25 protein-coding genes are annotated in these 23,499 nt (G+C 60.9%); 7 read left to right on the forward strand and 18 right to left on the reverse strand.

Annotated features, from left to right (window positions below):
• Nucleotides 1-17: 17 nt before the first annotated feature.
• The 4 genes from BMZ57_RS28235 to BMZ57_RS28250 are packed head-to-tail and all read right to left on the reverse strand — an operon-like array spanning nt 18 to nt 2,636.
• Nucleotides 18-578 carry a DUF6162 family protein gene (locus BMZ57_RS28235; RefSeq protein WP_010211600.1) on the reverse strand — a complete coding sequence of 187 codons (561 nt, stop codon included), beginning with the start codon at nt 576-578 and terminating at the stop codon, nt 18-20.
• Nucleotides 575-904, reverse strand: coding sequence for a hypothetical protein (locus tag BMZ57_RS28240; RefSeq protein ID WP_010211599.1), 330 nt, complete (start codon nt 902-904; stop codon nt 575-577). Before BMZ57_RS28240 ends, BMZ57_RS28235 begins: the two co-directional genes overlap by 4 nt.
• Nucleotides 901-1,437 (reverse strand): PA2404 family protein, encoded by a 537-nt coding sequence (locus BMZ57_RS28245; protein ID WP_010211598.1) that lies wholly within the window; start codon nt 1,435-1,437, stop codon nt 901-903. Before BMZ57_RS28245 ends, BMZ57_RS28240 begins: the two co-directional genes overlap by 4 nt.
• The gene (locus BMZ57_RS28250) at nt 1,434-2,636 is read right to left on the reverse strand and encodes a PepSY-associated TM helix domain-containing protein (RefSeq protein ID WP_021492102.1); all 1,203 of its coding nucleotides are present in this window, start codon (nt 2,634-2,636) and stop codon (nt 1,434-1,436) included. The genes BMZ57_RS28245 and BMZ57_RS28250 overlap by 4 nt, the downstream gene beginning before the upstream one ends.
• A gap of 290 nt (nt 2,637-2,926) precedes the next feature.
• Here BMZ57_RS28250 and leuC point away from each other — a divergent pair, with 290 nt between their 5' ends.
• Nucleotides 2,927-4,345 (forward strand): 3-isopropylmalate dehydratase large subunit, encoded by a 1,419-nt coding sequence (gene leuC, locus BMZ57_RS28255; RefSeq protein ID WP_045792344.1) that lies wholly within the window; start codon nt 2,927-2,929, stop codon nt 4,343-4,345.
• Nucleotides 4,342-4,956: a 3-isopropylmalate dehydratase small subunit gene (leuD, locus tag BMZ57_RS28260; RefSeq protein WP_021492100.1), complete on the forward strand. Its 615-nt coding sequence runs from the start codon at nt 4,342-4,344 to the stop codon at nt 4,954-4,956. Before leuC ends, leuD begins: the two co-directional genes overlap by 4 nt.
• Nucleotides 4,957-5,089: 133 nt before the next feature.
• Here the strand turns inward: leuD and BMZ57_RS28265 are convergent, their stop codons facing one another.
• The 5 genes from BMZ57_RS28265 to soxR form a co-directional block, all read right to left on the reverse strand.
• Nucleotides 5,090-6,004 (reverse strand): LysR substrate-binding domain-containing protein, encoded by a 915-nt coding sequence (locus BMZ57_RS28265; RefSeq protein ID WP_198729970.1) that lies wholly within the window; start codon nt 6,002-6,004, stop codon nt 5,090-5,092.
• A 78-nt stretch (nt 6,005-6,082) separates the two neighbouring features.
• Nucleotides 6,083-7,396 (reverse strand): dicarboxylate/amino acid:cation symporter, encoded by a 1,314-nt coding sequence (locus BMZ57_RS28270; RefSeq protein WP_010211593.1) that lies wholly within the window; start codon nt 7,394-7,396, stop codon nt 6,083-6,085.
• 100 nt (nt 7,397-7,496) lie between these two features.
• Nucleotides 7,497-8,372, reverse strand: a complete 876-nt coding sequence (locus BMZ57_RS28275) for an alpha/beta fold hydrolase (RefSeq protein ID WP_021492098.1) — start codon at nt 8,370-8,372, stop codon at nt 7,497-7,499.
• 201 nt (nt 8,373-8,573) lie between these two features.
• Entirely contained in the window at nt 8,574-9,032 is a 459-nt protein-coding gene (locus BMZ57_RS28280; RefSeq protein ID WP_069673175.1) for a VOC family protein, read from the reverse strand.
• A 243-nt stretch (nt 9,033-9,275) separates the two neighbouring features.
• Nucleotides 9,276-9,731, reverse strand: a complete 456-nt coding sequence (gene soxR / locus BMZ57_RS28285; RefSeq protein ID WP_010211590.1) for a redox-sensitive transcriptional activator SoxR — start codon at nt 9,729-9,731, stop codon at nt 9,276-9,278.
• A 101-nt stretch (nt 9,732-9,832) separates the two neighbouring features.
• Here soxR and BMZ57_RS28290 point away from each other — a divergent pair, with 101 nt between their 5' ends.
• Nucleotides 9,833-10,198 carry an antibiotic biosynthesis monooxygenase gene (locus tag BMZ57_RS28290; RefSeq protein ID WP_010211589.1) on the forward strand — a complete coding sequence of 122 codons (366 nt, stop codon included), beginning with the start codon at nt 9,833-9,835 and terminating at the stop codon, nt 10,196-10,198.
• Here the strand turns inward: BMZ57_RS28290 and BMZ57_RS28295 are convergent.
• The 4 genes from BMZ57_RS28295 to msuE form a co-directional block, all read right to left on the reverse strand.
• Nucleotides 10,187-11,290: a sigma-54 interaction domain-containing protein gene (locus BMZ57_RS28295; protein ID WP_010211587.1), complete on the reverse strand. Its 1,104-nt coding sequence runs from the start codon at nt 11,288-11,290 to the stop codon at nt 10,187-10,189. The two genes, BMZ57_RS28290 and BMZ57_RS28295, sit on opposite strands and share 12 nt — an antisense overlap.
• Before the next feature lie 11 nt (nt 11,291-11,301).
• Nucleotides 11,302-12,489, reverse strand: a complete 1,188-nt coding sequence (locus BMZ57_RS28300) for an acyl-CoA dehydrogenase family protein (protein WP_021492094.1) — start codon at nt 12,487-12,489, stop codon at nt 11,302-11,304.
• A gap of 62 nt (nt 12,490-12,551) precedes the next feature.
• On the reverse strand, nt 12,552-13,694 hold the full coding sequence (ssuD, locus tag BMZ57_RS28305; RefSeq protein WP_010211585.1) for an FMNH2-dependent alkanesulfonate monooxygenase: 1,143 nt from the start codon (nt 13,692-13,694) through the stop codon (nt 12,552-12,554).
• A 9-nt stretch (nt 13,695-13,703) separates the two neighbouring features.
• Nucleotides 13,704-14,267, reverse strand: a complete 564-nt coding sequence (gene msuE, locus BMZ57_RS28310) for an FMN reductase (RefSeq protein ID WP_010211584.1) — start codon at nt 14,265-14,267, stop codon at nt 13,704-13,706.
• Nucleotides 14,268-14,665: 398 nt separating this feature from the next.
• Here msuE and BMZ57_RS28315 point away from each other — a divergent pair, with 398 nt between their 5' ends.
• The 3 genes from BMZ57_RS28315 (at nt 14,666) to BMZ57_RS28325 (ending at nt 18,187) form a co-directional block, all read left to right on the forward strand.
• Nucleotides 14,666-14,935: a hypothetical protein gene (locus BMZ57_RS28315; RefSeq protein ID WP_021492092.1), complete on the forward strand. Its 270-nt coding sequence runs from the start codon at nt 14,666-14,668 to the stop codon at nt 14,933-14,935.
• A gap of 233 nt (nt 14,936-15,168) precedes the next feature.
• On the forward strand, nt 15,169-16,329 hold the full coding sequence (locus tag BMZ57_RS28320; protein ID WP_010211582.1) for a cysteine desulfurase family protein: 1,161 nt from the start codon (nt 15,169-15,171) through the stop codon (nt 16,327-16,329).
• 49 nt (nt 16,330-16,378) lie between these two features.
• Complete coding sequence (locus BMZ57_RS28325) at nt 16,379-18,187, forward strand: aminopeptidase P family protein (protein ID WP_069673174.1); 1,809 nt, start codon at nt 16,379-16,381, stop codon at nt 18,185-18,187.
• Here the strand turns inward: BMZ57_RS28325 and BMZ57_RS28330 are convergent.
• Nucleotides 18,180-19,088 carry a LysR family transcriptional regulator gene (locus BMZ57_RS28330; RefSeq protein WP_042571648.1) on the reverse strand — a complete coding sequence of 303 codons (909 nt, stop codon included), beginning with the start codon at nt 19,086-19,088 and terminating at the stop codon, nt 18,180-18,182. The two genes, BMZ57_RS28325 and BMZ57_RS28330, sit on opposite strands and share 8 nt — an antisense overlap.
• Before the next feature lie 115 nt (nt 19,089-19,203).
• Between BMZ57_RS28330 and BMZ57_RS28335 the strand changes: the two genes are divergently transcribed.
• Nucleotides 19,204-20,190, forward strand: a complete 987-nt coding sequence (locus BMZ57_RS28335; RefSeq protein WP_069673173.1) for a zinc-dependent alcohol dehydrogenase family protein — start codon at nt 19,204-19,206, stop codon at nt 20,188-20,190.
• On the opposite strand, the gene BMZ57_RS28340 is transcribed toward BMZ57_RS28335, so the two are convergent.
• From BMZ57_RS28340 to rhtA, 4 genes are all read right to left on the reverse strand, one after another.
• Nucleotides 20,187-20,777, reverse strand: coding sequence for a 2-hydroxychromene-2-carboxylate isomerase (locus BMZ57_RS28340; RefSeq protein WP_010211578.1), 591 nt, complete (start codon nt 20,775-20,777; stop codon nt 20,187-20,189). The two genes, BMZ57_RS28335 and BMZ57_RS28340, sit on opposite strands and share 4 nt — an antisense overlap.
• A 35-nt stretch (nt 20,778-20,812) precedes the next feature.
• Nucleotides 20,813-21,544 carry an SDR family oxidoreductase gene (locus BMZ57_RS28345; RefSeq protein ID WP_010211576.1) on the reverse strand — a complete coding sequence of 244 codons (732 nt, stop codon included), beginning with the start codon at nt 21,542-21,544 and terminating at the stop codon, nt 20,813-20,815.
• Nucleotides 21,545-21,655: 111 nt separating this feature from the next.
• Nucleotides 21,656-21,937, reverse strand: coding sequence for a hypothetical protein (locus BMZ57_RS28350; protein WP_021492088.1), 282 nt, complete (start codon nt 21,935-21,937; stop codon nt 21,656-21,658).
• A gap of 163 nt (nt 21,938-22,100) precedes the next feature.
• The gene (gene rhtA / locus BMZ57_RS28355; RefSeq protein WP_010211573.1) at nt 22,101-22,988 is read right to left on the reverse strand and encodes a threonine/homoserine exporter RhtA; all 888 of its coding nucleotides are present in this window, start codon (nt 22,986-22,988) and stop codon (nt 22,101-22,103) included.
• Between the last annotated feature and the right edge of the window lie 511 nt (nt 22,989-23,499).

Here is a 23,499-nt window from a genome sequence, read left to right on the forward strand (position 1 = left end):
GCAATCGGTCTTCTCGTTCAGTGACGGTGCTGGCGGGTGACGCCGGCATCGAATTGCGCAACCACTTGCTGCCAGCCGGCTGCGATCAGCGCCTGGTCAGTGAGGTCGGAGGGAGCGGCGAGGTGGGCTTGGCGATTGAGCCAGATATCCGGCTCGGCCCCGTGCACGCGCATCAACAGCGAGCCGCTGGTGCCGGGCGCCTGGCTCAAGCCCAGGTAGGCCGAAGGTTCCAGCAATTGCCAACGATGATCACCCCGGCTGACCGAACTGGCGTCCTGGGCAAAGGGTGCGAAGCCTTCTTCGGCCAGTTGCGCAGGGCTGGGCAGTGCACTTTGCTCCTGCTGCAACAGCTGGATCTCATCCAGGGTCACCCGCAGGTCGGCGTAGATGCCTTGCTCGGCGGCGCTCAGGTCGCGACGGGCATCCAATTGGTGGCTGGGTACTGCCGCCACTTCCTGGGTTTCACCGTGCAGCGCGATCACCGAACCCGCCACCGCCAGGATGATCAGGCACAACAACAGCACATAGAGGGTTTCGTGGCCGGCACCGGCGGGTCGTACAACCTGTGTGGTACTCATTGCGGCTGGATATCCGCTTGGTCGATTTCCACCACGTGGCCTGGGCCCGCATCAAACAGCACATAGAACTCGGCCGACGGTTTCTTGAAGGTCAGGGTCGAGTCCTCACCCAGCTTGCCAGGCATCAGGATGGTTTCGTCGTAACCGATCACGTCCAGGGTCACGCCGGGCGCGCCGCTGCCGTCGGAGAAACCGCCTTTGCACTGGATCTGCTCGCCGGGGATTTCCTTGCACTCGCACATCGGGTTGTGGGCCAGGGCAACAGTACTGAAGCCGGCGCACAGCAACAGAACGCCGCAGGCGCGGGTCAGGCGCATCAAAGTCATGGTTTAACTCCTTGCTTGTTCAGCCAGGCAATAGTGGCAGGCGAGGCCTGGCTCAGCGGGATGGAGCCCTGGTGCATGCTGCCGTCCCAGCCTTCCATGGTGACCCACAGTTCGGCATCGGCTGGCGTGCGTTCCGGGATCGGCAGGCCGGCGCCCATGCGGTAGGGGGTGCCGAAGAAGATCACGCCGGCGGCGCGCAGGCTGCGTGGCTTGCCGATGCGCAGGTAGGTGGCCTTGACCTGGTTGGCGCAGGTGTCACACAGGGCGGCGTTGAAAAACTTCATCGGGCCGGCCGGGTCGGGGCGCGGGCCTTCATTGCGAAACTCCGCGAGGGTCAGGCTCCAGGGGCCTACCTGCACTTCACCGGCCACGCGCTCGCCGATGCCGGTGTCGCCGCGAAACAGCGCGGCGTCGGCGAAGTACTTGGGCATGAAGCCCAGAGGGATCAGCAACAGCAGCACATTGATGTGGAAGCGCCATTTCAGCCAGAAGGCCCGCAGTGGCGAAGGCGGTACAGCAGCGACCTTGCTCATGAGTTGGCCTCCGAAGTTTCAGCCTGCAGGGCCGGGATGGACGCTGGCTGTTTTTGAGTCTTGGCTTCGCGCTTGAGGGCATTGAGGGTGGCCAGGGCGGTGCGCTTGGTCCAGATCAGCAGGCCGCTCAACACCATCATGCTCATGATCAGGCCAAAGAATGCCCAGATCAGCTTGATCCAGATCCCACCAAAGTCGCCGGTGTGCAGGGGGCGCATGGATTCGGTGACAAACTCCAGCTTCGAGCGGTCGGACAGCAAGTGCGCCGCCGCGACTTCGCCGTCATAGGGGTTGATCTGTGCGGTCTGGAACATCAATGGGTACCAGCCGCGCCCGCTGATCTGCAGGTGGCTGTAGGCGTTGAGCGGCAGGCTGATGAAACTGGCCTCCAGGCCAGGGATGCGCTGGGTGGCGATCTTGAGCGCCTCGTCCACGGGAATCATGGGGGCCGGCACGCCGGGTGCCGACATCGGCACCTTCTCACGGGCAATCACCGGGATGACCGGTTCGGTGGAAATCGAGATCTGGTTGTCTCCCAGGATCGCCCGGATCAGGAACCAGATGCCGGTGACGGAAATCACCGCAATAAACCAGATCGACCAGATCCCGCTCAGACGGTGGAAGTCGCCCCAGAAAATCCGCGCGCCGTGGCGGATACGCAGGGTCGGGCGCAGGAAACCCTTCCAGAAACGCTTGTACACCACCAGCCCGGTGACCAGCGACGCCAGCAGCGGGATGCCCAGTGCCGACACCAGGTACCAGCCCCAGCTGTAGCCATTGGTGAATGGCACCAGCCACCAGCCGTGCAGGGCGCGGGTGAACTGCTGGAAGTTGAAGGACGGGCTGATGCCCTGGATCGCACCGGTATAGGGGTTGACGTAGACCTCTACCGAACGCCCGTCGGGGTAGCTGAGATTGACGCTGAGGGCGAAATGGGATTCGTCGGGGCGACTGATCGACTGGACGAACACCTGCGGTTCATCGCGCTTGATCGCGGCGATCACCTGGTCATAGCTCAGCGGTTCGGCATCATCCGTCGGCTTGCTCGCGCGGATATCCGGGTTGGCCAGCCAGACGATCTCCTGGCTGACCACCGCCAGGGTGCCGGTGACGCAGACGATCAGTACGAAGAACCAGATGGGCAAGGCCAGCCAGCTATGGACGAGAAACCAGAGTTTGGAGCGTGACTTCTTCGACATGTGAATGAGGGTCTTGATCGGAGAGGGGCAGTGAAGGCCCGGAAAAGGCCAGTCGTAGCTTTTGCTGACGCGACAGGCTGTATCTAAGTTAAGACGGATGAGAATGAGAAATCCCTAACCCCGATATGAAAGAAAATGTTTCAGGTTCACATTCAGGGCGTTTTAACGCCTCGATCGAACACGAAACATGTTCCAAGCCATCACCCTGGCGCCCTTGATGGGGTGGGGCCGCTGCGTAGGATGGGCTTATGCCGTTGAGTGAGCCCTATCCAAAGCGAGCCCTAAGAAAAATGACTGCCAGAACCCTTTACGACAAACACATCGATTCCCACACGGTGTGCCCCCTGGATGACCAGGGCCATGTCCTGCTTTATATAGACCGCCAGGTGATCAACGAATACACCAGCCCCCAGGCCTTCAGCGGCCTGCGCGACGCCGGGCGTAACGTATGGCGCCCCGGCACGGCGTTGGCCGTGGTCGACCATGTGAACCCCACCACGCCCAAACGCATCGCGGCGATGCCCGATGCCGGCGGGGCGCGGCAAGTGTCCTACCTGGCCGAGAACTGCCGGGACTTCGGCATCGAACTGCTGGACATCCTCGACAAGCGTCAAGGCATTGAGCACGTGATCGCCCCGGAACAGGGGTTTATCCTGCCGGGCATGGTGATTGCCGCCGGTGACAGCCACACCACCACCTACGGGGCCCTGGGTGCCTTCGGTTTTGGCATCGGTACTTCGGAAATCGAACACCTGCTGGCTTCCCAGACCCTGGTCTACAAGCGCCTGAAAACGATGTGCGTGAGCGTCGACGGCGACCTGGCGCCGGGCCTGACGTCCAAGGACGTGATCATGGCGCTGATCGGCAAGATCGGCGCCTCGGGTGCCACCGGCTATGCCATTGAATTTCGCGGCTCGACCCTTGATGCGTTGAGCGTCGAGGCGCGCATGACCATCTGCAACATGGCAGTGGAAGCCGGTGCGCGGGGCGCGTTCATGGCGCCGGACGAAAAAGTCTTCGCCTACCTCAAGGGCAAGCCGCGTGCGCCGCAAGGCGAGCTGTGGGACCAGGCGCTGGCGGGCTGGCGCTTGCTGCACTCGGATGTCGGCGCGGTGTTCGACCAAGAGGTGCAACTCGACGCCACCACCCTGGAGCCCATGGTCACCTGGGGCACCAGCCCCGACCAGGCCGCGCCCATCGGCGCCCGCGTGCCCGACCCGCAGGACGTCAGCGACCTGATTCTGCGTCAGGACATGCGCCGCGCCCTCAATTACATGGGCCTGGAAGCCGGCATGCGGCTGAGCGATATCGTCATCAGCCACGCATTCATCGGCTCCTGCACCAATGCGCGCATCGAGGACCTGCGCGACGCCGCCAGTGTAGTGCGCGGCAAGCACGTGGCCGAGCACGTACGGGCGATGATCGTGCCGGGCTCCACCGAAGTGCGGGACCAGGCTGAAGCCGAAGGGCTGGCCGCGATTTTTATCGACGCCGGCTTTGAATGGCGTCAGTCCGGTTGCTCGATGTGCCTGGCGATGAATGATGACGTGCTGGCTCCCGGCGACCGCTGCGCCTCCAGCACCAACCGCAACTTCGAAGGTCGCCAGGGCGCGGGCGCACGTACCCACTTGATGAGCCCGGCGATGGTCGCCGCCGCCGCCATTACTGGCCGCCTCACTGATATCCGCCACGTTGGAGCGCGCCCATGAGCCTGCAACCGTTCACCCTGGTCACCGGCAAGGCCGCGCCGATGCTGGCGGCCAATATCGACACCGATGTAATCATGCCCAAGCAGTTCCTCAAGGGCATCGACCGCAGCGGCCTGGACCGTGGGCTGTTCTTCGACCTGCGCTTCTTGCCCTCCGGCGAGCCCAACCCTGAGTTTGTGCTGAACCAACCGGCCTGGCAGGGCGCGAGTTTTATGGTGGTAGGGCCGAACTTCGGCTGCGGCTCCAGCCGTGAACACGCGGTGTGGGGGCTGAAACAGATGGGCATCCGCGCCTTGATCGGCAGCAGCTTTGCCGGGATTTTCTATGACAACTGCCAGCGTAACGGGGTGTTGTTGATTACCCTGGACGAGGCGGTGCTGCAGACGTTGGGCAAGACCGTCAGCCAGGCGGACCAGGCCCAGATCAGTGTCGACCTTGAAGCCCAGCAGATTCGCCTGGCGGACGGCGAGGTGATCGCGTTCCAGATTGATACGTTGCGTAAGACTGCGCTGCTGCTTGGCCTGGACGCCATCGGCAGTACCTTGCAGCGCAGTGACGAGATCAAGGCCTTTGAACGTCGCCATCTGCAAGCCAACCCCTGGCTCAACTGACACACCCAGCTCTAAAAGCAGGCGCGGGCTTGCTCGCGAGTGCAGTGTGTCAGCCAATACATGTCTGACTGACCCACCGCTTTTGCGAGCAAGCCCGCTTTCACTTTTTTGATTGGGTTTGCAACGCTATGGGCTAGATCGAGAGCCCTTTGAAGTGCTCCTGCAAGAACTCTACGCAGGCGCGCAGCTTCCCGGAATACGCCAGCCGTGTCGGGTACACCGCCCACACATTCGCGCTCTGGGTATATCCGTGCAGTACCTGCACCAGCTTGCCTTGTTCCAGCAGCGGCTTCACATCCCACATCGAGCGCAGCAACACCCCGCGCCCATCCAAGGCCCACTGCAACACAATCTCGCCATTGTTCGACGACAGCGGCCCACGCACGCGCACGCTTTCCTGGGCGCCGTCGCGTTCCAGGTTCCAGATGCCAAACGCGTTATCGCGCTCTTTGAGCACCAGGCAATCGTGCTGTTCCAGGTCGCTCAAATGTTGCGGTGTGCCGTGGCGCTGCAGATAAGCCGGGGCGGCGCACAGTACCCGGCGGTTGCTCACCAGCCGGCGGCCGATGTGTTGACCGGGAATGTCGTCGCCCACGCGGATCTCCAGGTCGAAGCCTTCGCTGACGATGTCCACCACGCGGTCGAAAAGGTCCAGGCGGATTTCCAGGTCCGGGTATTGTTCTGCCATCTGCGACAGGGCCGGGGCCACATGGTTGCGGCCAAAGCCGAAGCTGCTGCACAAATGCAGGCGCCCACGGGGGCTGTCGTGGGCGTCGGAGAGTTCATCGGAGAGTTGCTGGAAGTCCTCCAGGATGCGCACGGCCCAGCGCTGCACCCGCTCGCCGTCTTCGGTCAGGGCGATGCGCCGGCTGGTGCGGTGCAGCAGGCGGGTGGCCAGGGTGGTTTCGAGGATCTGGATACGCTTGCTGACATACGCGGGCGACAGCCCGAGTTCATCGGCTGCCGCTGCGAAGCCGGCCTTGCGGATCACGGTCAGGAACACCCGCAGGTCTTCGGGTAGGGGCACGGTATCTTTCTTGTTAGTCATCAGAAACAGGCGTGGCGGCATGAGCCGCCAGAATAGCACCGCTTGGACGCGCCTTCCGGCACGCCCGGGTGTTGTCGCTTACTCGGCGGCCATCTTGGCCTGGGCCGCAGCCTCGGCAGCCCGAGCATGGCGGCCGCGCTTGAGCGCGATAGGGGCCATTTTTTCGCGGTCCAGCTCACCTTCCCAGGCGGCCACTACCAGGGCGGCCACGGCATTGCCGATAATATTGGTCAACGAGCGGCATTCGGCCATGAAGCGATCGACGCCGAGGATCAACACCATCGCCGCCACCGGCACCGTCGGCACCACCGCCAGGCTGGCGGCCAGCGCCACGAAGCCCGCACCGACCACCGCACCCGCGCCCTTGGAGGTCAGCATGGCCACCGCCAACAGGGTCAACTGCTGCTCCAGTGGCAAGTGGATGTTAGTGGCCTGGGCCAGGAACAGCACCGCCAGGGTCATATAGATGTTGGTGCCGTCGAGGTTGAAGGTGTAACCGGTCGGCACCACGATGCCCACCACGCCCTTGGAGGCGCCCAGGCTTTCAAGTTTCTGGATCAGTTGAGGCAACGCCGACTCCGACGAGCTGGTACCGAGCACGATCAACAGCTCTGACTTGATGTAGCCCATCAATTTGAAAATGCTGAACCCGGCGTAGCGGGCGATGCTGCCCAGTACCACGGCAATAAAGAAAAACGCCGTGACATAGAAGGTGCCCACCAGTTTCAGCAGGGGCAGCAACGAACCGACACCGTACTTACCGATGGTGAACGCGATCGCACCAAAGGCACCGATCGGCGCGACCCGGCTGATGATGCCGACGATGCGGAAGAACACTTCGCTGGCCTGATTGATCACGCCCACCAGCGGCCGGCCCTTTTCACCGACCATTACCAGGCCCACGCCAAACAGCACGGAGACGAACAGCACCGGCAGGATTTCACCCTTGGAAAACGCATCGAAGAATGTCGCCGGGATCACATGCAACAGGAACCCGGTGATGCCTTCGCCATGTTCGGCCTGGCCGACAAAACCGGCGATGGCCGAACTGTCGAGGGTCTTCACATCGATATTGAAGCCCACGCCCGGATGCAGCAGGTGCGCGGCGAGAATGCCGATCAACAGGGCGATGGTCGAGACCACCTCGAAGTACAGCAGCGCCTTGCCACCGACCCGGCCCACCTGTTTTACGTCGTGCATGCTGGTGATGCCGGAGACCACCGTGCAGAAGATGATCGGGCCGATGATCATCTTGATCAGCTTGATAAAACCATCGCCGAGGGGCTTGAGGTCGATGCCGATCTGCGGCCATTGATGGCCGATCAACACGCCCAGCGCGATAGCGATGAGCACCTGGATATACAGGGTTCCCAGCAGTTTTCTGATTGTCATTGTTATTATCTCGGTACGTTTCTTGGGGCAAAGCGAACCCGTCGCAGGCCATTGGCAGCCTGCGAGGCGGGTGGGTCAGGTCACGGGTTTACTGAGTGGTTCAGCGAAGGAAGGTCAGGACTTCGCCCAGCAGCAACTCGGGGGCTTCTTCGGCGATGTAATGGCCGGCCGGCAGGGCCTTGCCGCGCACGTCGGTGGCGACTTTCTGCCATTCCTTGAGCGGCTCGAAACAGCGGCCGACCGTGCCTTCGGCACCCCACATCACCAGCAACGGCAGGTTCAGGTGGTTACTGGCGTCGATGTCCGCCTGGTCGTGCTCAAGGTCGATACCGGCGGCGGCACGGTAGTCCTCACAGAGGCCAGTGGCGGCCCCCGGCAGTTTCAGGCAGCGCAGGTACTCGGCGAAGGCTTCATCGGTAAATGGCTTGAGCCCGGCGCTGCGACTGCCCATTACGCTGCGCAGGTACAGCTCTGGGTCGCTTTCGATCAAGGCTTCCGGCAACGGCGCCGGGCGGATCAGGAAGAACCAGTGCCAGTAGGCGCGGGCGAAGGCTTCGTCGGTCTGTGCATACATCGACAGGGTAGGGGCGATGTCCAGCAGCACCATGCGCTGCACGGCGGCGGGATGGTCCAGGGCCAGGCGATGGGCAACGCGGGCGCCACGGTCGTGGGCCAGCACCGAAAACTGCGCGAAGCCCAAGGCCTTCATCAGCTCGGCGCTGTCCCGGGCCATTTCGCGTTTCGAATAGTTGGAGTGGTCGTCATTGGCTGGCGGCTTGCTGCTGTCGCCATAGCCGCGCAGGTCGGCGGCCACCACGGTGAAGTGTTCAGCCAGCTGTTCGGCGACTTTATGCCAGATGACGTGGGTTTGCGGGTGCCCGTGCAACAGGAGCAGACCGGGACCTGTACCGCCTTGGCGGTAACTGATGTCCACGCCGTTGACGTGGCACTGGTCTTTTTGGAATCCGGCGAACATGGAATGACTCCTCTTTGTAATTGCTTGCATCCTGGAATCACACAGCGTTCGGGGCAAGGGCGAAAACGTGGAGGGGTTGTTCATGAAGTGTGTAGGAGCTGGCTTGCCGGCGATGAAATCGACGCGGTGCGCTGGTAGAACGAGTTGTGTGCATCGCCGGCAAGCCAGCACCTACATTTGATAGATGTTGCCTCAGCTATTTCAGGCTTGCTTGAACATCTCCATGGCACGCTGGCGGATCTGTGCTTCGGTCAAATCTTCCTTATGCGTGGCCAGGAACCACAGATGCCCGAACGGATCCTTCACGCTAGCGGAGCGGTCGCCGTAGAACTGGTCTTTCGGCTCGGACACGACCACAGCGCCCGCAGCCACCGCTTGCCTGAACTGCGCGTCGACATCCTTCACATACAGATGCAAACCGACACTGGTGTGTTCATCCGGATTGCGCAGCGCCATTTCATCGCAGGGCGTGCCCAGCATGATTGCCGAGTCACCAATGCGCAGCTCGGCATGGCCAACTTTGCCATCGGGCATGTCCAGGCGCATGACCTGGGTGGCGCCGAAGGCTTTCTTGTAGAACTCGATGGCTTCAGCGGCATTGTTGATGCCCATATACGGCGTGACGCTGTGATAACCCTCGGGAATCGGTTTAACGCTCATATCGTTCTCCTTGATGGTGGTGGAGGGACGGCCTTTTAACTATAGGCCACGGATTGCGTGGCCTGCGGACAGCCGACGAGGTGTCCGCCAGGCAACAGTGAGCGGGCAGATTGCTGCGCCATAAGCGCGCCAGGTCAGCGTTCTTACCGCCAAACCGCCTGCTTCGAATGCCGATGAGGTGCGCCAGTTCATCCTGACCCGTTACAAAGGCCAGATCGCCGCTGGTTTCTGATTATGAGGGTGTCACTTCAGTGATTGGGAGGTGGGCTCCAACAGCTGTGCCCCTGGCCCGCACTCGCCGAGTTTGTCATCCTGATTACGCAACGGACATGCCTCCAGCGACAGACACCCGCAGCCAATACAGCCACTGAGCTTGTCGCGCAGCAGCATCAGCTTGTTGATGCGTTCATCCAGGTCTTCGCGCCACAGCGCCGATAAACGCTCCCAATCCTGGGCATTGGGCGTGCGCCCGTCCGGGAGCGTCTGCAACGTCTCGCCGATCGTCGCCAGCGGAATGCCCAAACGCTGGGCGATCTTGATCACCACCACACGCCGCAGCACATCCCGTGGATAGCGGCGCTGGTTGCCGGCATTGCGGTTGCTCTTGATCAGCCCCTTGGCTTCATAGAAATGCAGGGCCGTGACCGCGACGCCACTGCGGGCGGCGAGTTGGCCGACGGTGAGTTCCTTGTTGAGCATGAAAAAACTCCCAAACAGCGCTTGACCTTGACTTAACTAGAGGTTTTACCCTGCGTGGCATCGAATCGCAAGATTCTGCCTACAGAGAAAGGGGAGTGTTCATGCAGGTATTAGAGAAAAATCGCAGCTTCACTCAATTGATCGAGTTTCAGATCGAGCCCCGGCAGCAACGGGCCCTGGTGGCGGCGTTGACCACTCAAAGCGAACGCCTGGCCCAAGGCCATGGCGGCTTTATCAATGCAAGTGTGCAAGTCAGCGATGACGGCCGGCGGGTGCTCAATTACCTGCAATGGCGCTCGCGCGAGGATGGCGAGGCGGCGTTCAAATGCTTCGAGCACGGCGAGGAGGATTTCTGGACGCTGATTCGCGCCCACCAGGCCACGGCCGTGACCTTCGGTTCGTTCCAAGTGCTGCGCAGCTTCGAGCGTAGCCACGATAACGCATTGCACTGCCGTCTAAATGGATAGGTGCAGCATGCGCTCGCCCTGCACGTTTTCGCCTGGGCGGCGTTTGTTCACCGCCAACTCGCCGATCTTGATCAGGCGTGTGCGCGTGACGTTGCGGCTCAAGCCCAGCAGGTTGGCGGTGTGCACCTGGTTGTAATGGCTGAAACGGTAGGCGGCGCGGAGCAGGGCGTCCTCGACCTTTTCATGCAGGGCCCCGGCCTGTTCCTCAAACAGCTTTTGGAAGGCCCGCGCCAGCAACGCTTCGGCGCTGTTGTCAGTGCCGTGCTGGCTGTCGTCCTGACGCTCGATGCGCATGTTCGACAGGCGTAAATCGTCGCGTTCGATCACGCCATCGCGGCAGATCAGCAGGGTGTGGTGAATCACGTTTTCCAGTTCACGGATGTTGCCCGGCCAACTGTAGCTCTTGAGTTTGTGCTCGGCCTCGCGGCTGATGGTGATCGGCCCGTAACCCAGGCGCTGGCTGTAGGCTTCGATAAAATGCCGGGTCAGCGGCAAGATATCGCCTGGCCGGTCACGCAAGGGGCTGAGCTCCAGGCTGACCACGTCGAGACGGTAGTAGAGGTCCTCGCGAAAATGCCCGGCATTGATGGCTTTTTCCAGTTGCACGTTGGTGGCGGCCAGGACCCGCACATCAATCGGAATGCTCTTGCGCGACCCCAGGCGTACCACTTCGCGTTCCTGTAGGACGCGCAACAGCTTGACCTGGATCGCCATCGGCAAATCGCCGATCTCATCCAGAAACAACGTGCCGCCGTCGGCCTCTTCGAACCAGCCGGCCTTGGCACTGAGGGCGCCGGTGAAGGCGCCTTTTTCGTGGCCGAACAGCTCGGCTTCCACCAGGGATTCGGAGAACGCACCGCAGTTCACCGCCACGAATGGCCGGTTGCGCCGCGCGCTGAGGTTGTGGATATGCCGTGCCACCAGCTCTTTACCGGTCCCGGTCTCGCCGATGATCAACACGCTGGCTTCGCTGGGCGCCACTTGCTGGATGTGGTCGAGCAACGCCTGGGATTTAGGGTCTTCGAAGACCTGGGCCGTGGCGCGGATCGACGTCGCGAGGGCGGGCGAGGGCGGTAGGGTCAAAAGCTGCATGGGCACCTCTCTTAGGAATAGAACGTTGGAATCGGCAGGGCTTGGTTCAATGCCCAATCCCCGAGTTCGTGGAGCTTGTAGTCCACCGGGTCGTGCAGGGTTTGCGTGCGCAGGTTGCGCCAGTGGCGGTCCAGGCGCAGCGATGCGTGGGTGGAGCGCGCGCCGGTCACTTCGAACAGGCGGCTGCACAAGTCGAGACCTTGGCGGGTCGCGGCGACCTTGGCGGTGGCGATAGCGATAGCCAGTTGGCCACGCTCGTTTTCGCTGAGGTTCGGGCCCTTTGCCCAGGCTTGGTCGAGCAACTCGGCGGCGCGCTCCACCAGCAGGTGCACACCTTCAAGGGCGACCCAGAATTCTCCGTAGTGATGCAGCACGTAAGGGTCCTGGCGCACGTCTTCGGCACTGGATTTATGCCACGAACGGGTTTCGGTGAGCGTGTAGTTGCGCGCTTCTTCGAAAGCGCCTTCGGCTATACCGAGGAACATATGCGTGAAGGTCAACTGCGCGATCAACGGGCGCAGGCAGGCAAAGGGCGTGCTCAGCGGGCCGGGATCGAGCAGCAGTTCGGATTCTTCGACGCGCACCCGTTCGAAGCTCGCGCTGCCGCTGTCGGTCTGGCGCTGGCCGATATTGTTCCAATCGTTGTGCAAAGTGATGCCGCTGCGGCCGCTGGGGATGGCGGCGATCAGCAGCTTGCCGCCGGCGGTTTCATCCACCGCCGAGGCGATCAGCATTTCCGAGTCGCTGGCGCCGGAGCAGAAGCTCTTTTTGCCGGAAAACTCGCGCCAGCCGCCGAAATCCTTGACCACCGTGCGCGTGTCCAGCGGGTTGAGGGCATTGCCCCAAAACCAGTTTTTGCGTGCAGTCTGTTCGAACCAGGGCTGCCATTGGTCCGGGCGTGAAAACAGGCGCACGGTGGCGAGCATCAAGTGGTGAAAACCGAAGACATGGGCGATCGAACTGTCGACCTTGGCGAATTCGCGCACGATGCCGAGGGTGTCGCTCCAGCGTGCGCCGAGGCCGCCGTATTGGATGGGAATACTCAGGGCCAGCAGGCCGCTCTGGCGCAGGGCGTCGCGTTCGGCTTTAGGCGTGCCACCGCGCTCGTCACGCTCGACGGCGGTGCGGGCGAATTCGGCGGCCAGCCGTTTGGCGGTCTGCAAGGGGGAGGGCAGGACGCTGTGGGGGTTGGCTGTCACGGGGGATTCCTCTATTTGCCTTGTAGGCGCTGGCAAGCCGGCGCCTACAGAAGGGCAGCGGTTCAGGCCTTTGTCGTCGGCAGTACGTCGTTGGCAATCATTTCGCCGAACGGGCCAGTGAGGTTGGTGACGCCGCGCCCGGCAAGGCTGGCGTAGGGTTCCGGCAGCAACGGGAACACCAGCTCGGCGAAGCGATAGGCTTCTTCCAGGTGCGGGTAGCCGGAGAAGATGAAGCTCTCGATCCCCAGGTCTGCGTATTCCTTGATGCGCTCGGCCACTTGCTGCGGGTTGCCGACCAACGCGGTGCCGGCACCACCGCGCACCAGGCCGACGCCGGCCCACAGGTTGGGGGCGATTTCCAAGTTGTCGCGGCGCCCGTCATGCAGGGCGGCCATGCGGCGCTGGCCTTCGGAATCGAAGCGCGAGAAGGATTTTTGCGCGGCGGCGATGGTTTCGTCGCTGATGTGCTCGATCAGTTTGTCGGCGGCTTTCCAGGCGTCCTCTTCGGTCTCGCGCACGATCACATGCAGGCGGATGCCGAATTTCACGGTGCGCCCGTGGCGTGCGGCGCGCTCACGCACATCCGCAAGTTTTTCCGCGACGGCGGCCGGCGGTTCGCCCCAGGTCAGGTACACATCGACCTGCTCGGCGGCGAGGTCGTGGGCGGCATCGGAAGAACCGCCGAAATACAGCGGCGGATAAGGCTTCTGCACCGGCGGATAAAGCGCTTTGGCGTTCTGTACGCGCAAGTGTTTGCCTTCGAAATCTACCGATTCGCCCTGCAATACGCGGCGCCAGATCTGTAGGAATTCGTCGGAGACTTCGTAGCGTTCGCTGTGGTCAAGGAAGCTGCCGTCGCCGCGGTTTTCGTCGGGGTCGCCGCCGGTCACCACGTTGATCAGCAGGCGGCCGTTGGACAGGCGGTCCAGGGTCGCCGCCATGCGTGCCGACACGGTGGGCGAGATGATGCCCGGACGAATGGCCACCAAGTAACGCAGGCGTTCGGTCAACGGCACCAGCGCCGAGGCGATGACCCAGGAGTCTTCGCACGAGCGCCCGGTAGGAATCAGCACGCCGTGGTAACCCAGGCTGTCAGCCGCCTGTGCGACTTGCTTCAGGTAATTGAGAGTGACCGGCCTTGCACCTTGTGTGGTGCCCAGGTAATGACCGTCGCCGTGAGTGGGCAGGAACCAGAAAACATCCATGACAAATCCTTAAGCGATTTTCAGCAGAGAGGGGGCGTGCGCAGTGAACAACGGTGCTGCACGTTCTGCCGCCAGTTGAATACGGGCTTTTAATAGGTCGCTGGTTATTTGGTAGTCGGTGAAGTCCGCCTCGGTGGCGTACACGCCGACGGGCAGGGTCAGCGCCTGGAAGAAGCTGAACAGCGGACGCAACTGATGATCGAGGACCAGCGCGTGACGTTCACTGCCGCCGGTTGCAGCCAGGAGCACGGGTGTGTTGACCAACGCATTGAGGCCGATCAGGTCGAACAAATGCTTGAGCAAACCTGGGTAGGAACCGCGATAGATCGGCGCCGCGACGATCAGCAGGTCGGCCTGTTCGATGGCCAACAGTTGCGCCTCGACATCGGCGGGCAACTCATCGCGCGACAACGCGCCGCCGAGAGGCCGAGCGATGTCGCCCAGTTCGATCAGGGTGGTCTCGATCGGCAGCAACGTAGCGATTTCAGCCAGTACAGCCTGGGTCAGTACGAGGGTGCGGGACGGACGCCAGGTTCCGCCGGAGAGGGCGACGACATTCAGGGGACGGGTCATGAACAGTTCCTTTTTCAACAGTGGTTCTAGCAAAGGGGTACAACCGGTTGAGCAAGAGCTGTACCAACGGGTGCAGGCCTTGAACGGCGTGGGTTGCAGGCTCACTGCTGAAAAGTGCGGGTGTTGGCTGCCTGGTGATTTGTTGAATGACTGTTGCTAGCGAAACAGTTGCGTGGGCAACAGTGCTGTCGCCGTGCAGCATCATTTATAGAGGGTTACTTTTATTCCGTAAATGAACGTATTTCCATATTTATAGATCTTAAAGGAATATGAAAGCGCCGCTATCGAAGGTGCTTCAGCGGTTGATAGCAACTATCACGGCAGGTGATTTTTCCCTGCGCGAGGGCGGGAGTAGCCTGTGTTCATTGACTCGAAACCTCCTTTGCAGGGCCACCGCCATGAACCGATTCCTCGCTGTTTCCTTATTGATTGTCAGTGCTGTCCTTGCTGGATGTGCGACCCATCCATCGCCAGAGATGCGCCCTTACACGGCCGAAGAAACCAAACAGTTGGCCCTGGAAGCGTTGAGTCGTCGTGGTTTGTCATTTGATGAATATCAACAGCAGCGCGCTGCACTCACCGGCCAGCCACAGAGACCCTTCGGCTTTGATCGCCAAGGCGAAATGAACGCCGAACGCAGTGTGACCCTGCATGGTCGTCCCAGTTGAGCCTGCGTCCGACGGCAAAAAGCCCGAGGTTTCCCTTAAGGAACCTCGGGCTTTTTGTTTTCCATGGGGCGACTTCAGCCTGTTAAGCTGAATTTCAGGAGCGTTCCTACGCACATTTACATAAAGTGGTCCTTCTTTAATGGCATTCGATCGGTTAAACCTGACGACCTCTGTCCCGGTCCGTGCCCCTGAGACGCTGCTCTCGGGAACCTGCTCTGCGAGTTTTCAATGTCATGAATAAACGTCCGCTGTATTTCGACTACGCCGCCACCACCCCGGTGGATGAGCGGGTCATCCAGGTGATGGTCGAGTGTCTGGGCTTCAATGCCAACTTCGGTAACCCTGCGTCCAGTTCCCACGCGTTCGGCCAGGCGGCGCGGCACACGGTCGAACAGGCGCGTCGTCAGGTGGCCGAGTTGGTCGGTGCCAACCCGGAACAAATCGTCTGGACTTCCGGCGCCACCGAATCCAACAACCTTGCGATCAAGGGCGTGGCCCAGGCGCGAGGTGTGGCGGGTGGGCATATCATCACCAGCCAGATCGAACACAAGGCCACCCTGGATACCGCGCGACAACTGCAGGAAGCGGGCGTGGCCGTGACCTACCTGGTGCCGGATGCCGAAGGCCTGATCAGCGCCGATGCTGTCAGTGAAGCCTTGCGCGAGGACACCTTCCTGGTGTCGCTGATGCTGGTGAATAACGAATTGGGCACCCTCAACGACATCCCGGCCATCGGCGCTCGCGTGCGTGAGCACGGTGCGTTGTTGCATGTGGATGCGGCGCAGGGGGCGGGCAAGGTGGCGATCGACCTGGCGCAGTGGCCGGTGGACTTGATGTCGTTTTCGGCCCACAAATTGTATGGCCCCAAAGGTGTCGGCGCTTTGTATGTCGGCCCGCGGGCGCAGCAGAAGGTGTTGGCGCAGATTCACGGCGGCGGTCACGAAGGCGGCCTGCGCTCCGGCACCTTGGCAACGCATCAGATTGCCGGCATGGGCACCGCGTTTGCGTTGGCGGCGGCGTCTTTTGCCGAAGAAAAGGCGGTGATCGTGGCTCTGCGCCAGCGCCTGCTGGACCAGTTGGCGTCGGTGGCCGGCGTGCGCCTCAATGGCAGCGCCACGCAACGTATTCCACACACCCTGAGCCTCACGTTCAGTGAAGGCGAATTCAATGCCGCTGCGTTGAGCGCGGGGATCGCGTTCTCTGCGACGTCCGCCTGCAATTCGGCGAGTAACGCGCCGTCCCATGTGCTGCTCGCCCTGGGCCATGATGCACGCAGCGCCGGCCGTACCATTCGCTTGAGCCTGGGCCGGTTTACCACCGAACAGGATATTGACCAGGCGGTGCAGTTGATCAAGTCAGCCCTGGCCAGTGCACCGGCCTTCTGGGCGGTCTGATTCATTTATCGCAACACATAATAATTATTCGTGGTTAGCAGGAGACACAATGAGTACGCAGCCTTTGACCCATGGAACGGTTCCCCAGCGCCTGGCGCATACCCGTGAACTGATGAGCCGCGAGGGCATCCACGCCCTGCTGGTGCCGTCGGCCGACCCGCACCTGTCCGAATACCTGCCGGGTTACTGGCAGGGGCGGCAATGGTTGTCGGGGTTTCATGGTTCGGTGGGGACGCTGATTGTCACTGCGGATTTCGCCGGTGTGTGGGCCGACAGCCGTTACTGGGAACAGGCGACCAAGGAACTCAAGGGCAGCGGCATCGAACTGGTCAAGCTGCAGCCGGGCCAACCCGGGCCACTGGAGTGGCTGGCCGAGCAAACACCGGAAGGGGGTGTCGTCGCGGTGGACGGTGCAGTCATGGCTGTGGCGTCGGCGCGAACCCTGGGTGGCAAGTTGGCAGAGCGTGGCGCCCGACTGCGTACGGATGTCGACCTGTTGGATGAAGTCTGGAAAGACCGCCCGGCATTGCCGAACCAGCCGATCTATCAACATTTGCCACCGCAGGCCACTGTCAGCCGTGGTGAAAAACTCGCCTCACTGCGCGCCGCCTTGAAAGAGAAGGGCGCCGATTGGCATTTCATTGCAACCCTGGATGACATCGCCTGGCTGTTCAACTTGCGCGGTGGTGATGTTTCCTTTAACCCGGTGTTTGTGTCCTTTGCATTGATCAATCAGCAGCAAGCCACGTTGTTCGTGGCGCTGAGCAAAGTCGATGGTGAGCTGCGGTCGGTGCTGGAGCAGGATGGCGTGACGCTGCGCGACTACAGCGAAGTGGCTGACGCGTTGCGCGCGGTGCCTACGGGCGCCAGCTTGCAGGTGGACCCGGCGCGCGTCACCGCTGGCCTGCTGGAAAACCTGGATGCTGGCGTCAAGCTGGTCGAAGGGCTTAACCCGACCACATTGGCCAAGTCCCGCAAGAGTCTTGCCGACGCGGAACATATCCGCCAAGCCATGGAGCAGGATGGCGCGGCGCTGTGCGAATTTTTCGCCTGGCTGGACAGTGCGTTGGGTCGTGAACGTATCACCGAACTGACCATTGACGAACACCTGACTGCTGCGCGCACCCGTCGGCCCGGTTATGTATCGCTGAGTTTCAACACCATCGCAGCCTACAACGCCAATGGCGCAATGCCGCATTACCATGCCACTGAAGAAGAGCATGCGCTGATCGAAGGTGATGGCTTGTTGCTGATTGACTCGGGTGGCCAGTACCTGGGCGGCACCACGGATATCACGCGGATGGTGCCTATCGGCACGCCGAGTGACGAGCAGAAGCGTGACTGCACCCGCGTACTCAAGGGCGTGATCGCCTTGTCCCGTGCACACTTCCCGAAAGGGATCCTGTCACCACTGCTGGACGCCATTGCCCGCGCGCCGATCTGGGCGGAAGGCGTGGACTACGGCCACGGCACCGGGCACGGTGTAGGCTATTTCCTCAATGTGCATGAAGGCCCGCAAGTGATTGCCTATCAGGCCGCCACGGCGCCGCAAACGGCGATGCAGCCGGGGATGATCACTTCCATTGAGCCGGGCACCTACCGTCCGGGACGTTGGGGTGTGCGCATCGAGAACCTGGTGCTCAACCGCGAAGCCGGCAAGACTGAGTTCGGCGAGTTCCTGAAGTTCGAAACCCTGACCTTGTGCCCGATCGATACGCGCTGCCTGGAGCCCGCGCTGCTGACGGCGGACGAGCGCGAGTGGTTCAACGCTTACCACGCTGAGGTGCGTGCGCGGTTAAGCCCGTTACTCAGTGGTGCTGCGCTTGAGTGGTTGCAGGTACGCACTGCGGCTATTTGATCGCCTGCAGTTCAGGGGCCTGGGCCAGGGCGTCGGCCATATAGTCGACGAATGCCTTGACCCGGGCTGACTGGCGACGGTTGGGCGCCGACACCGCATGGATCGGCAGCGACTGCGCGGTGTAGTCCTGCAACAGTGCGACCACGCGGCCGGCCTTCAAATCGTCGTAGAACAACCATAGGGGCGACAGCGCAATGCCGAGCCCCGTCAACACCATTTCCCGCACCGCTTCGGAGTTGTTGCTCTGGGCGTTGCCGGTGATGCGCACGCTGTGTCGCGTGCCCTCCTTTTCGTACACCCACTGGTTCTGGCTGCTGAGCAGATTGAAGAGCAGGCAGTTGTGCTGGCTGAGCTCATGCGGGGTTTGCGGCGCGGGATGGCGGGCCAGGTAGTCCGGGCTGGCCAGGGTGACGCGGTGGGTGGTACCGATCTGTCGTGCAATCAAGCCACTGTCGCGCAATTCGCCAATTCGCAGAGTCACGTCCAGGCCTTCGCTGACCATGTCCTGCAGGTGATCGTTGAGTTGCAGGTCCACCTGCACGTCCGGGTATTGCTGCAGGAAATCGCTGAGGCGTGCAGCAATATGCAGGCGCCCGAAACTGACCGACGAACCGATGCGCAAGGGACCGGCGATCGCCTCTTTGCCGGTCTGGAAACTGTGTTCGGCAGCGTCCACGGCGGCGAGGATTTCACGGCAATGGCTGTAGTACCGTTGACCTTCGTCGGTCAGAGACAGTTGGCGCGTACTGCGGGCAATCAACTTGCCGCCCAGTTCGGTTTCCAGGGCGCGCAGTATTTTGCTGATGGTGGGCTGGGTGGTCTGCATTTCCCGGGCGACGGCGGAAAAACTGCCGCGTTCAATTACCCGAACGAAAATCGCCATTGCGTTGAGTTTGTCCATGAGCTGTCCGAACCATGCCAAATGGGCATGAGCACTATAGCTTTTTAGCGTCTTATCAGCATGAGTCGGCAGACGGATCATGGGCTTCATCCTCCTATGACACGAGATCGCCAACATGACTGATATGCACGCTTTGATTGTGGACGCCGTGGATGCGCCGTTTCGGCTGACGACAATGCCCAAGCCAGTGGCCGGCGCTGGCCAAGTGCTGGTTCGGATTCGCGCCAGTGGCCTTAACCCATTGGACGGCAAAATTCGCGCAGGCCAGGCTGCTCATGCGCGCCAACCTCTGCCGGCGGTACTCGGGATGGACTTGGCGGGCACCGTTGAAGCCGTCGGCCCTGGCGCGGGTGGGTGGCAGGTTGGCGATGATGTGTATGCGTTGGCAACCGGGATTGGCGGCGCACAGGGCTCGCTGGCGGAATATGCGGTAGTTGATGCGCGCTTGCTGGCGAAGAAACCCGCGACCTTGAGCATGCGTGAAGCGGCGGTGTTGCCGCTGGTGTTGATTACGGCTTGGGAGGGTTTGGTGGACCGGGCTCAGGTAGGTTCTGCACACAAAGTGTTGATCCAGGGTGGTGCTGGCGGGGTAGGGCATGTCGCGGTGCAATTGGCGCTTGCTTACGGCGCGCAGGTGTATGCCACAGGCTCTGCCAGGCATCGCTCGGTCATCGAGGGGCTTGGCGCGACGTTCATCGATTATCAGCAGCAGACGGTTGAAGCCTATGTCGCGCAGTACACCGCGGGCGAAGGTTTCGACATTGTGTATGACACCGTCGGCGGGGAGACGCTGGATGCATCCTTCCGAGCGGCCAAGACCTATCACGGTCACGTAGTGAGTTGCCTGGGATGGGGGCAACACAGCCTGGCGCCGTTGTCCTTTCGTGGGGCGAGCTACTCTGGCGTGTTTACCTTGTTACCGTTGTTGACTGCAAAAGGGTGTGAACATCACGGGCAGATCCTTTCCGAGGCCGCGCGGTTGATCGATGCCGGCAAGCTCAAGCCGATCATGGACGGGCATCAATTCGATTTGCACAGTGCAAACGCCGCTTACGATCTGCTCGCAGGCGGCGCGCAAGGGCGCTTGGCGATCGAGATCTAACTCAAGGCTTCACGCACGAAATCCAGACGGTCCTGACCGAAGAACAACTGTTTGCCTACAAACATGCTGGGTGCACCGAACACGCCGCGTTGAACGGCCTGTTCGGTGTTGTCTTTGAGGGCAGCCTTTACACGTTCTTCATTAGCCAGTGCCAGCAGCTCATCCGGGTCAAATCCGTGTTCGGTGAGCACGGCAGCCACCACAGTGGGGTCTCCCAAGTGGCGGCCATCGACCCAGAGCGCGCGGAACAGGCAATCGACAACGTCCTGGAAACGTTCAGGGTGGTGCAATTGGACGCCGGTGATCACGCGCATCAATACCAGGGTGTTGATGGGAAAATGCGGGTTGAACTGGAGCGGCACGTTGTAGCGACGGGCATAACGTGCAAGGTCATCAAACATGTAGCGACCTTTTGCGGGAACGGTGATTGGAGAGGCGTTGCCGGTGGCCTTGAACACGCCGCCCAACAGCATGGGCTTGTACACCAACTGCGTACCGGTTGCCGCGCACAACGCCGGCAGTTGAGTGTAGGCCAGGTAGGTGGCAGGGCTGCCGAGGTCAAAGAAGAATTCCAAGGTTTTACTCATGGTCGATGCTCGCTGCTTATTGTTATGGGGCGTGCTCACCAGGGTTCATTCCAGGGGCGCAGGTCCAGTTCGAAGGTCCAGGCATCGCGTGGCTGGCTATGCAGGTACCAATAGTTATCGGCGATGTGCTCGGGGTTGAGGATGCCGTCCTGGTCCTTGAGCGCGTATTTTTGCGGGAAATTGTCGCGAATGAAGTCGGTGTCGATGGCGCCGTCGACCACGATATGGGCGACGTGGATGTTCCTGGGGCCCAATTCCCGCGCCATGCTCTGCGCAAGCGCCCGAATTCCGTGCTTGGCCCCGGCGAATGCAGCAAAACCTGCCGCACCGCGCAACCCTGCGGTGGCCCCTGTGAACAGAATGGTGCCTCGATTGCGCGTGACCATGCGCTTGGCCACCTCGCGTGCATTCAGGAAGCCCGAAAAACAGGCCATCTCCCAGATCTTGAAATACTTGCGCGCGGTTTCTTCGAGGATGCTGCACGGGACGTTGGCGCCGATGTTGAACACGAAGGCTTCGATGGGGCCCAGGTTGGTTTCGATGTTTTCGATCAGTGCGATGACGTCGTCTTCCTTACGTGCATCGCAGGCAAACCCATGGGCCTCGCCGCCTGCAGCTTGAATACTGTCTACCAGTGGCTGCAGTTTGTCGGCACTGCGGCGTGTCACGCAGGCCACATAGCCTTCGCGGGCAAAGCGTTTGGCAATGGCGCCGCCGGTTGCGTCACCGGCGCCCACTACCAATACGATTTTCTTGTTGTGCGTCATGGGAACTCCGTTGGCTCGATAGTCGAGCAGGAGTTTAGACGCAGCGCCGCGAAGGGCTGGATTTGTATCTGGAATTTAATAGGAGCAGTCAGGGGATGACTGCTCGAGCAACTATTTACAGATGACGATCATGCTTCGGCTGGTATAGCCGGCAGGATTGAGGCCGAAGGGGTAGTCCCCTGGTTCCTCGGAGTTGTCACCGGACTTTGCGATAACCCGATAGCCCTTGGCGCCGCAAGAGTTGGTTGCGCTGGTGTAGCACTGGTCCCAGGAAGAAGACAGGCCGGAACAGTTGATATGCAGCCCTTTTTTGCCACGTTTCACTTCTGTCTTGGTGGTCGCGGCACAACCGGCAATCGCCATGACCATTAACAGTATAAAAATTCGCTTCATTCCTATCCTTAATAGCCACCCTGCAGTGCTACAGGCGGCTCTACTCGCTCTCGGGTGTCGCGTTAGCGCTGTCCTTGTCGGAGTTCTCCATGAATGACATTTGTTGACCGCTTAAACATGGCCTAAATGAGCGCCAAATGCCAGAGCTACATTCAAACAGGCTTCAATCGGCTGGAACCAGCGGTTTTGAGTCGTTGCGCATCGTCACCGTTGCGCCTACGGAGGCCAAGATGATGCAAATGATCGCCAGCCACTGCGCGAATGACAGGTGTTCGTGCAGGAACAACAGGCCGGAGAAGGCGCCAAACGCTGGTTCGATGCTCATGAGCGTGCCGAAGGTGCGGGCGGGAAGGCGGGTCAGTGCGACCATTTCCAGGGTATAGGGCAGAGCGGTGGACAGAATGGCCACACCGATGGCGATAGGGATCAACGCGGGGGTCAGCAATGCGCTGCCTGCATGGACGATGCCGATAGGGGCAACAAACAAGGCTGCGATCATTACGCCAAGGGCGGCGGTCTGCACGCCGTTGTCATTACCGGCTTTCTGACCATACAGAATGTAGAGCGCCCAGCAGACCCCGGCACCCAGAGCGTAGCTCGCTCCCACTAGATCGATCCCGCTGCTCGCTTCGCCCAGTGGGATAAGCAAGAGCAAGCCGATGATCGCCAGGGCAATCCACAGGAAGTCGACTGCGCGTCGAGAGGCATAGATAGCGACAGCCAACGGGCCGGTGAATTCCAGGGCGACCGCAATTCCCAAAGGTACGCTGCGCAGGGACATATAGAAGAGGAAGTTCATGCCGCCCAATGCCATTCCATAGATGATCACCGTTCGCAGGGACTTTGCCGTCAACGTGGCGCGCCATGGGCGTAATAGAAACAGCATGATCACGCTGGCAAAAATCAGGCGCAGTGCCGTGGTGCCCTGTGCCCCGACGATAGGGAACATGGTCTTGGCCAGCGAGGCGCCGGACTGGATGGAGGCCATGGCGATCAGCAGCAGGCCAATGGGGAACAATGTCGCGCCCAGGCTGCGGGGGGAGGTGGTCATTTGGGAGTGTTTGTCCAAAGTCATAGTAAAAGAAGCATGGGCGCTATGATGCTTAACTGTTTGAGAATGGGCAATATATTGCTCAACTATCCTTCTGACGTTTTTATAAAGGGCGGATTTTGAAGTTTCCAGCGCCTTTGATAGAAAAACCAAATTAGGAGTTGACGGCAGATTTCAGAAGTCTATAATTCGCCCCACTTCCGGCGCAGTCGAAACGGAAAACTCCTTGGTAAACAATGAGTTATGTAGGTTTCGGCAGCAGGTTGCTTCAGTTCATCGAAGCCAAAAGGAAGTTGAAAAAGAGGTGTTGACAGCAGCGTGTAACGCTGTAGAATTCGCCTCCCGCTAACGAGAGATCGAAGGCGCAAGTGGTTGAAGTTGTTGAAGAATTCTTCGAGAACTTCTGAAAATAATCACTTGACAGCAAATGAGGCTGCTGTAGAATGCGCGCCTCGGTTGAGACGAAAGATCTTAACCAGCCGCTCTTTAACAACTGAATCAAGCAATTCGT

Origin of the sequence: Pseudomonas simiae (assembly GCF_900111895.1) — a bacterium.
Lineage (GTDB): Bacteria > Pseudomonadota > Gammaproteobacteria > Pseudomonadales > Pseudomonadaceae > Aquipseudomonas > Aquipseudomonas simiae.

Coding starts and splice junctions, on each gene's coding strand:
- BMZ57_RS28280 (WP_069673175.1), bottom strand. CDS start 9,032: ATGAGCGTTAAACCGATTCCCGAGGGTTATCACAGCGTCACGCCGTAT.
- BMZ57_RS28245 (WP_010211598.1), bottom strand. CDS start 1,437: ATGAGCAAGGTCGCTGCTGTACCGCCTTCGCCACTGCGGGCCTTCTGG.
- BMZ57_RS28325 (WP_069673174.1), top strand. CDS start 16,379: ATGAGTACGCAGCCTTTGACCCATGGAACGGTTCCCCAGCGCCTGGCG.
- soxR (WP_010211590.1), bottom strand. CDS start 9,731: ATGCTCAACAAGGAACTCACCGTCGGCCAACTCGCCGCCCGCAGTGGC.
- leuC (WP_045792344.1), top strand. CDS start 2,927: ATGACTGCCAGAACCCTTTACGACAAACACATCGATTCCCACACGGTG.
- BMZ57_RS28290 (WP_010211589.1), top strand. CDS start 9,833: ATGCAGGTATTAGAGAAAAATCGCAGCTTCACTCAATTGATCGAGTTT.
- BMZ57_RS28265 (WP_198729970.1), bottom strand. CDS start 6,004: ATGACTAACAAGAAAGATACCGTGCCCCTACCCGAAGACCTGCGGGTG.
- BMZ57_RS28250 (WP_021492102.1), bottom strand. CDS start 2,636: ATGTCGAAGAAGTCACGCTCCAAACTCTGGTTTCTCGTCCATAGCTGG.
- BMZ57_RS28345 (WP_010211576.1), bottom strand. CDS start 21,544: ATGACGCACAACAAGAAAATCGTATTGGTAGTGGGCGCCGGTGACGCA.
- BMZ57_RS28320 (WP_010211582.1), top strand. CDS start 15,169: ATGAATAAACGTCCGCTGTATTTCGACTACGCCGCCACCACCCCGGTG.
- BMZ57_RS28350 (WP_021492088.1), bottom strand. CDS start 21,937: ATGAAGCGAATTTTTATACTGTTAATGGTCATGGCGATTGCCGGTTGT.
- msuE (WP_010211584.1), bottom strand. CDS start 14,267: ATGACCCGTCCCCTGAATGTCGTCGCCCTCTCCGGCGGAACCTGGCGT.
- BMZ57_RS28270 (WP_010211593.1), bottom strand. CDS start 7,396: ATGACAATCAGAAAACTGCTGGGAACCCTGTATATCCAGGTGCTCATC.
- leuD (WP_021492100.1), top strand. CDS start 4,342: ATGAGCCTGCAACCGTTCACCCTGGTCACCGGCAAGGCCGCGCCGATG.
- BMZ57_RS28235 (WP_010211600.1), bottom strand. CDS start 578: ATGAGTACCACACAGGTTGTACGACCCGCCGGTGCCGGCCACGAAACC.
- BMZ57_RS28340 (WP_010211578.1), bottom strand. CDS start 20,777: ATGAGTAAAACCTTGGAATTCTTCTTTGACCTCGGCAGCCCTGCCACC.
- BMZ57_RS28240 (WP_010211599.1), bottom strand. CDS start 904: ATGACTTTGATGCGCCTGACCCGCGCCTGCGGCGTTCTGTTGCTGTGC.
- BMZ57_RS28335 (WP_069673173.1), top strand. CDS start 19,204: ATGACTGATATGCACGCTTTGATTGTGGACGCCGTGGATGCGCCGTTT.
- ssuD (WP_010211585.1), bottom strand. CDS start 13,694: ATGGATGTTTTCTGGTTCCTGCCCACTCACGGCGACGGTCATTACCTG.
- BMZ57_RS28295 (WP_010211587.1), bottom strand. CDS start 11,290: ATGCAGCTTTTGACCCTACCGCCCTCGCCCGCCCTCGCGACGTCGATC.
- BMZ57_RS28315 (WP_021492092.1), top strand. CDS start 14,666: ATGAACCGATTCCTCGCTGTTTCCTTATTGATTGTCAGTGCTGTCCTT.
- rhtA (WP_010211573.1), bottom strand. CDS start 22,988: ATGACCACCTCCCCCCGCAGCCTGGGCGCGACATTGTTCCCCATTGGC.
- BMZ57_RS28275 (WP_021492098.1), bottom strand. CDS start 8,372: ATGTTCGCCGGATTCCAAAAAGACCAGTGCCACGTCAACGGCGTGGAC.
- BMZ57_RS28330 (WP_042571648.1), bottom strand. CDS start 19,088: ATGGACAAACTCAACGCAATGGCGATTTTCGTTCGGGTAATTGAACGC.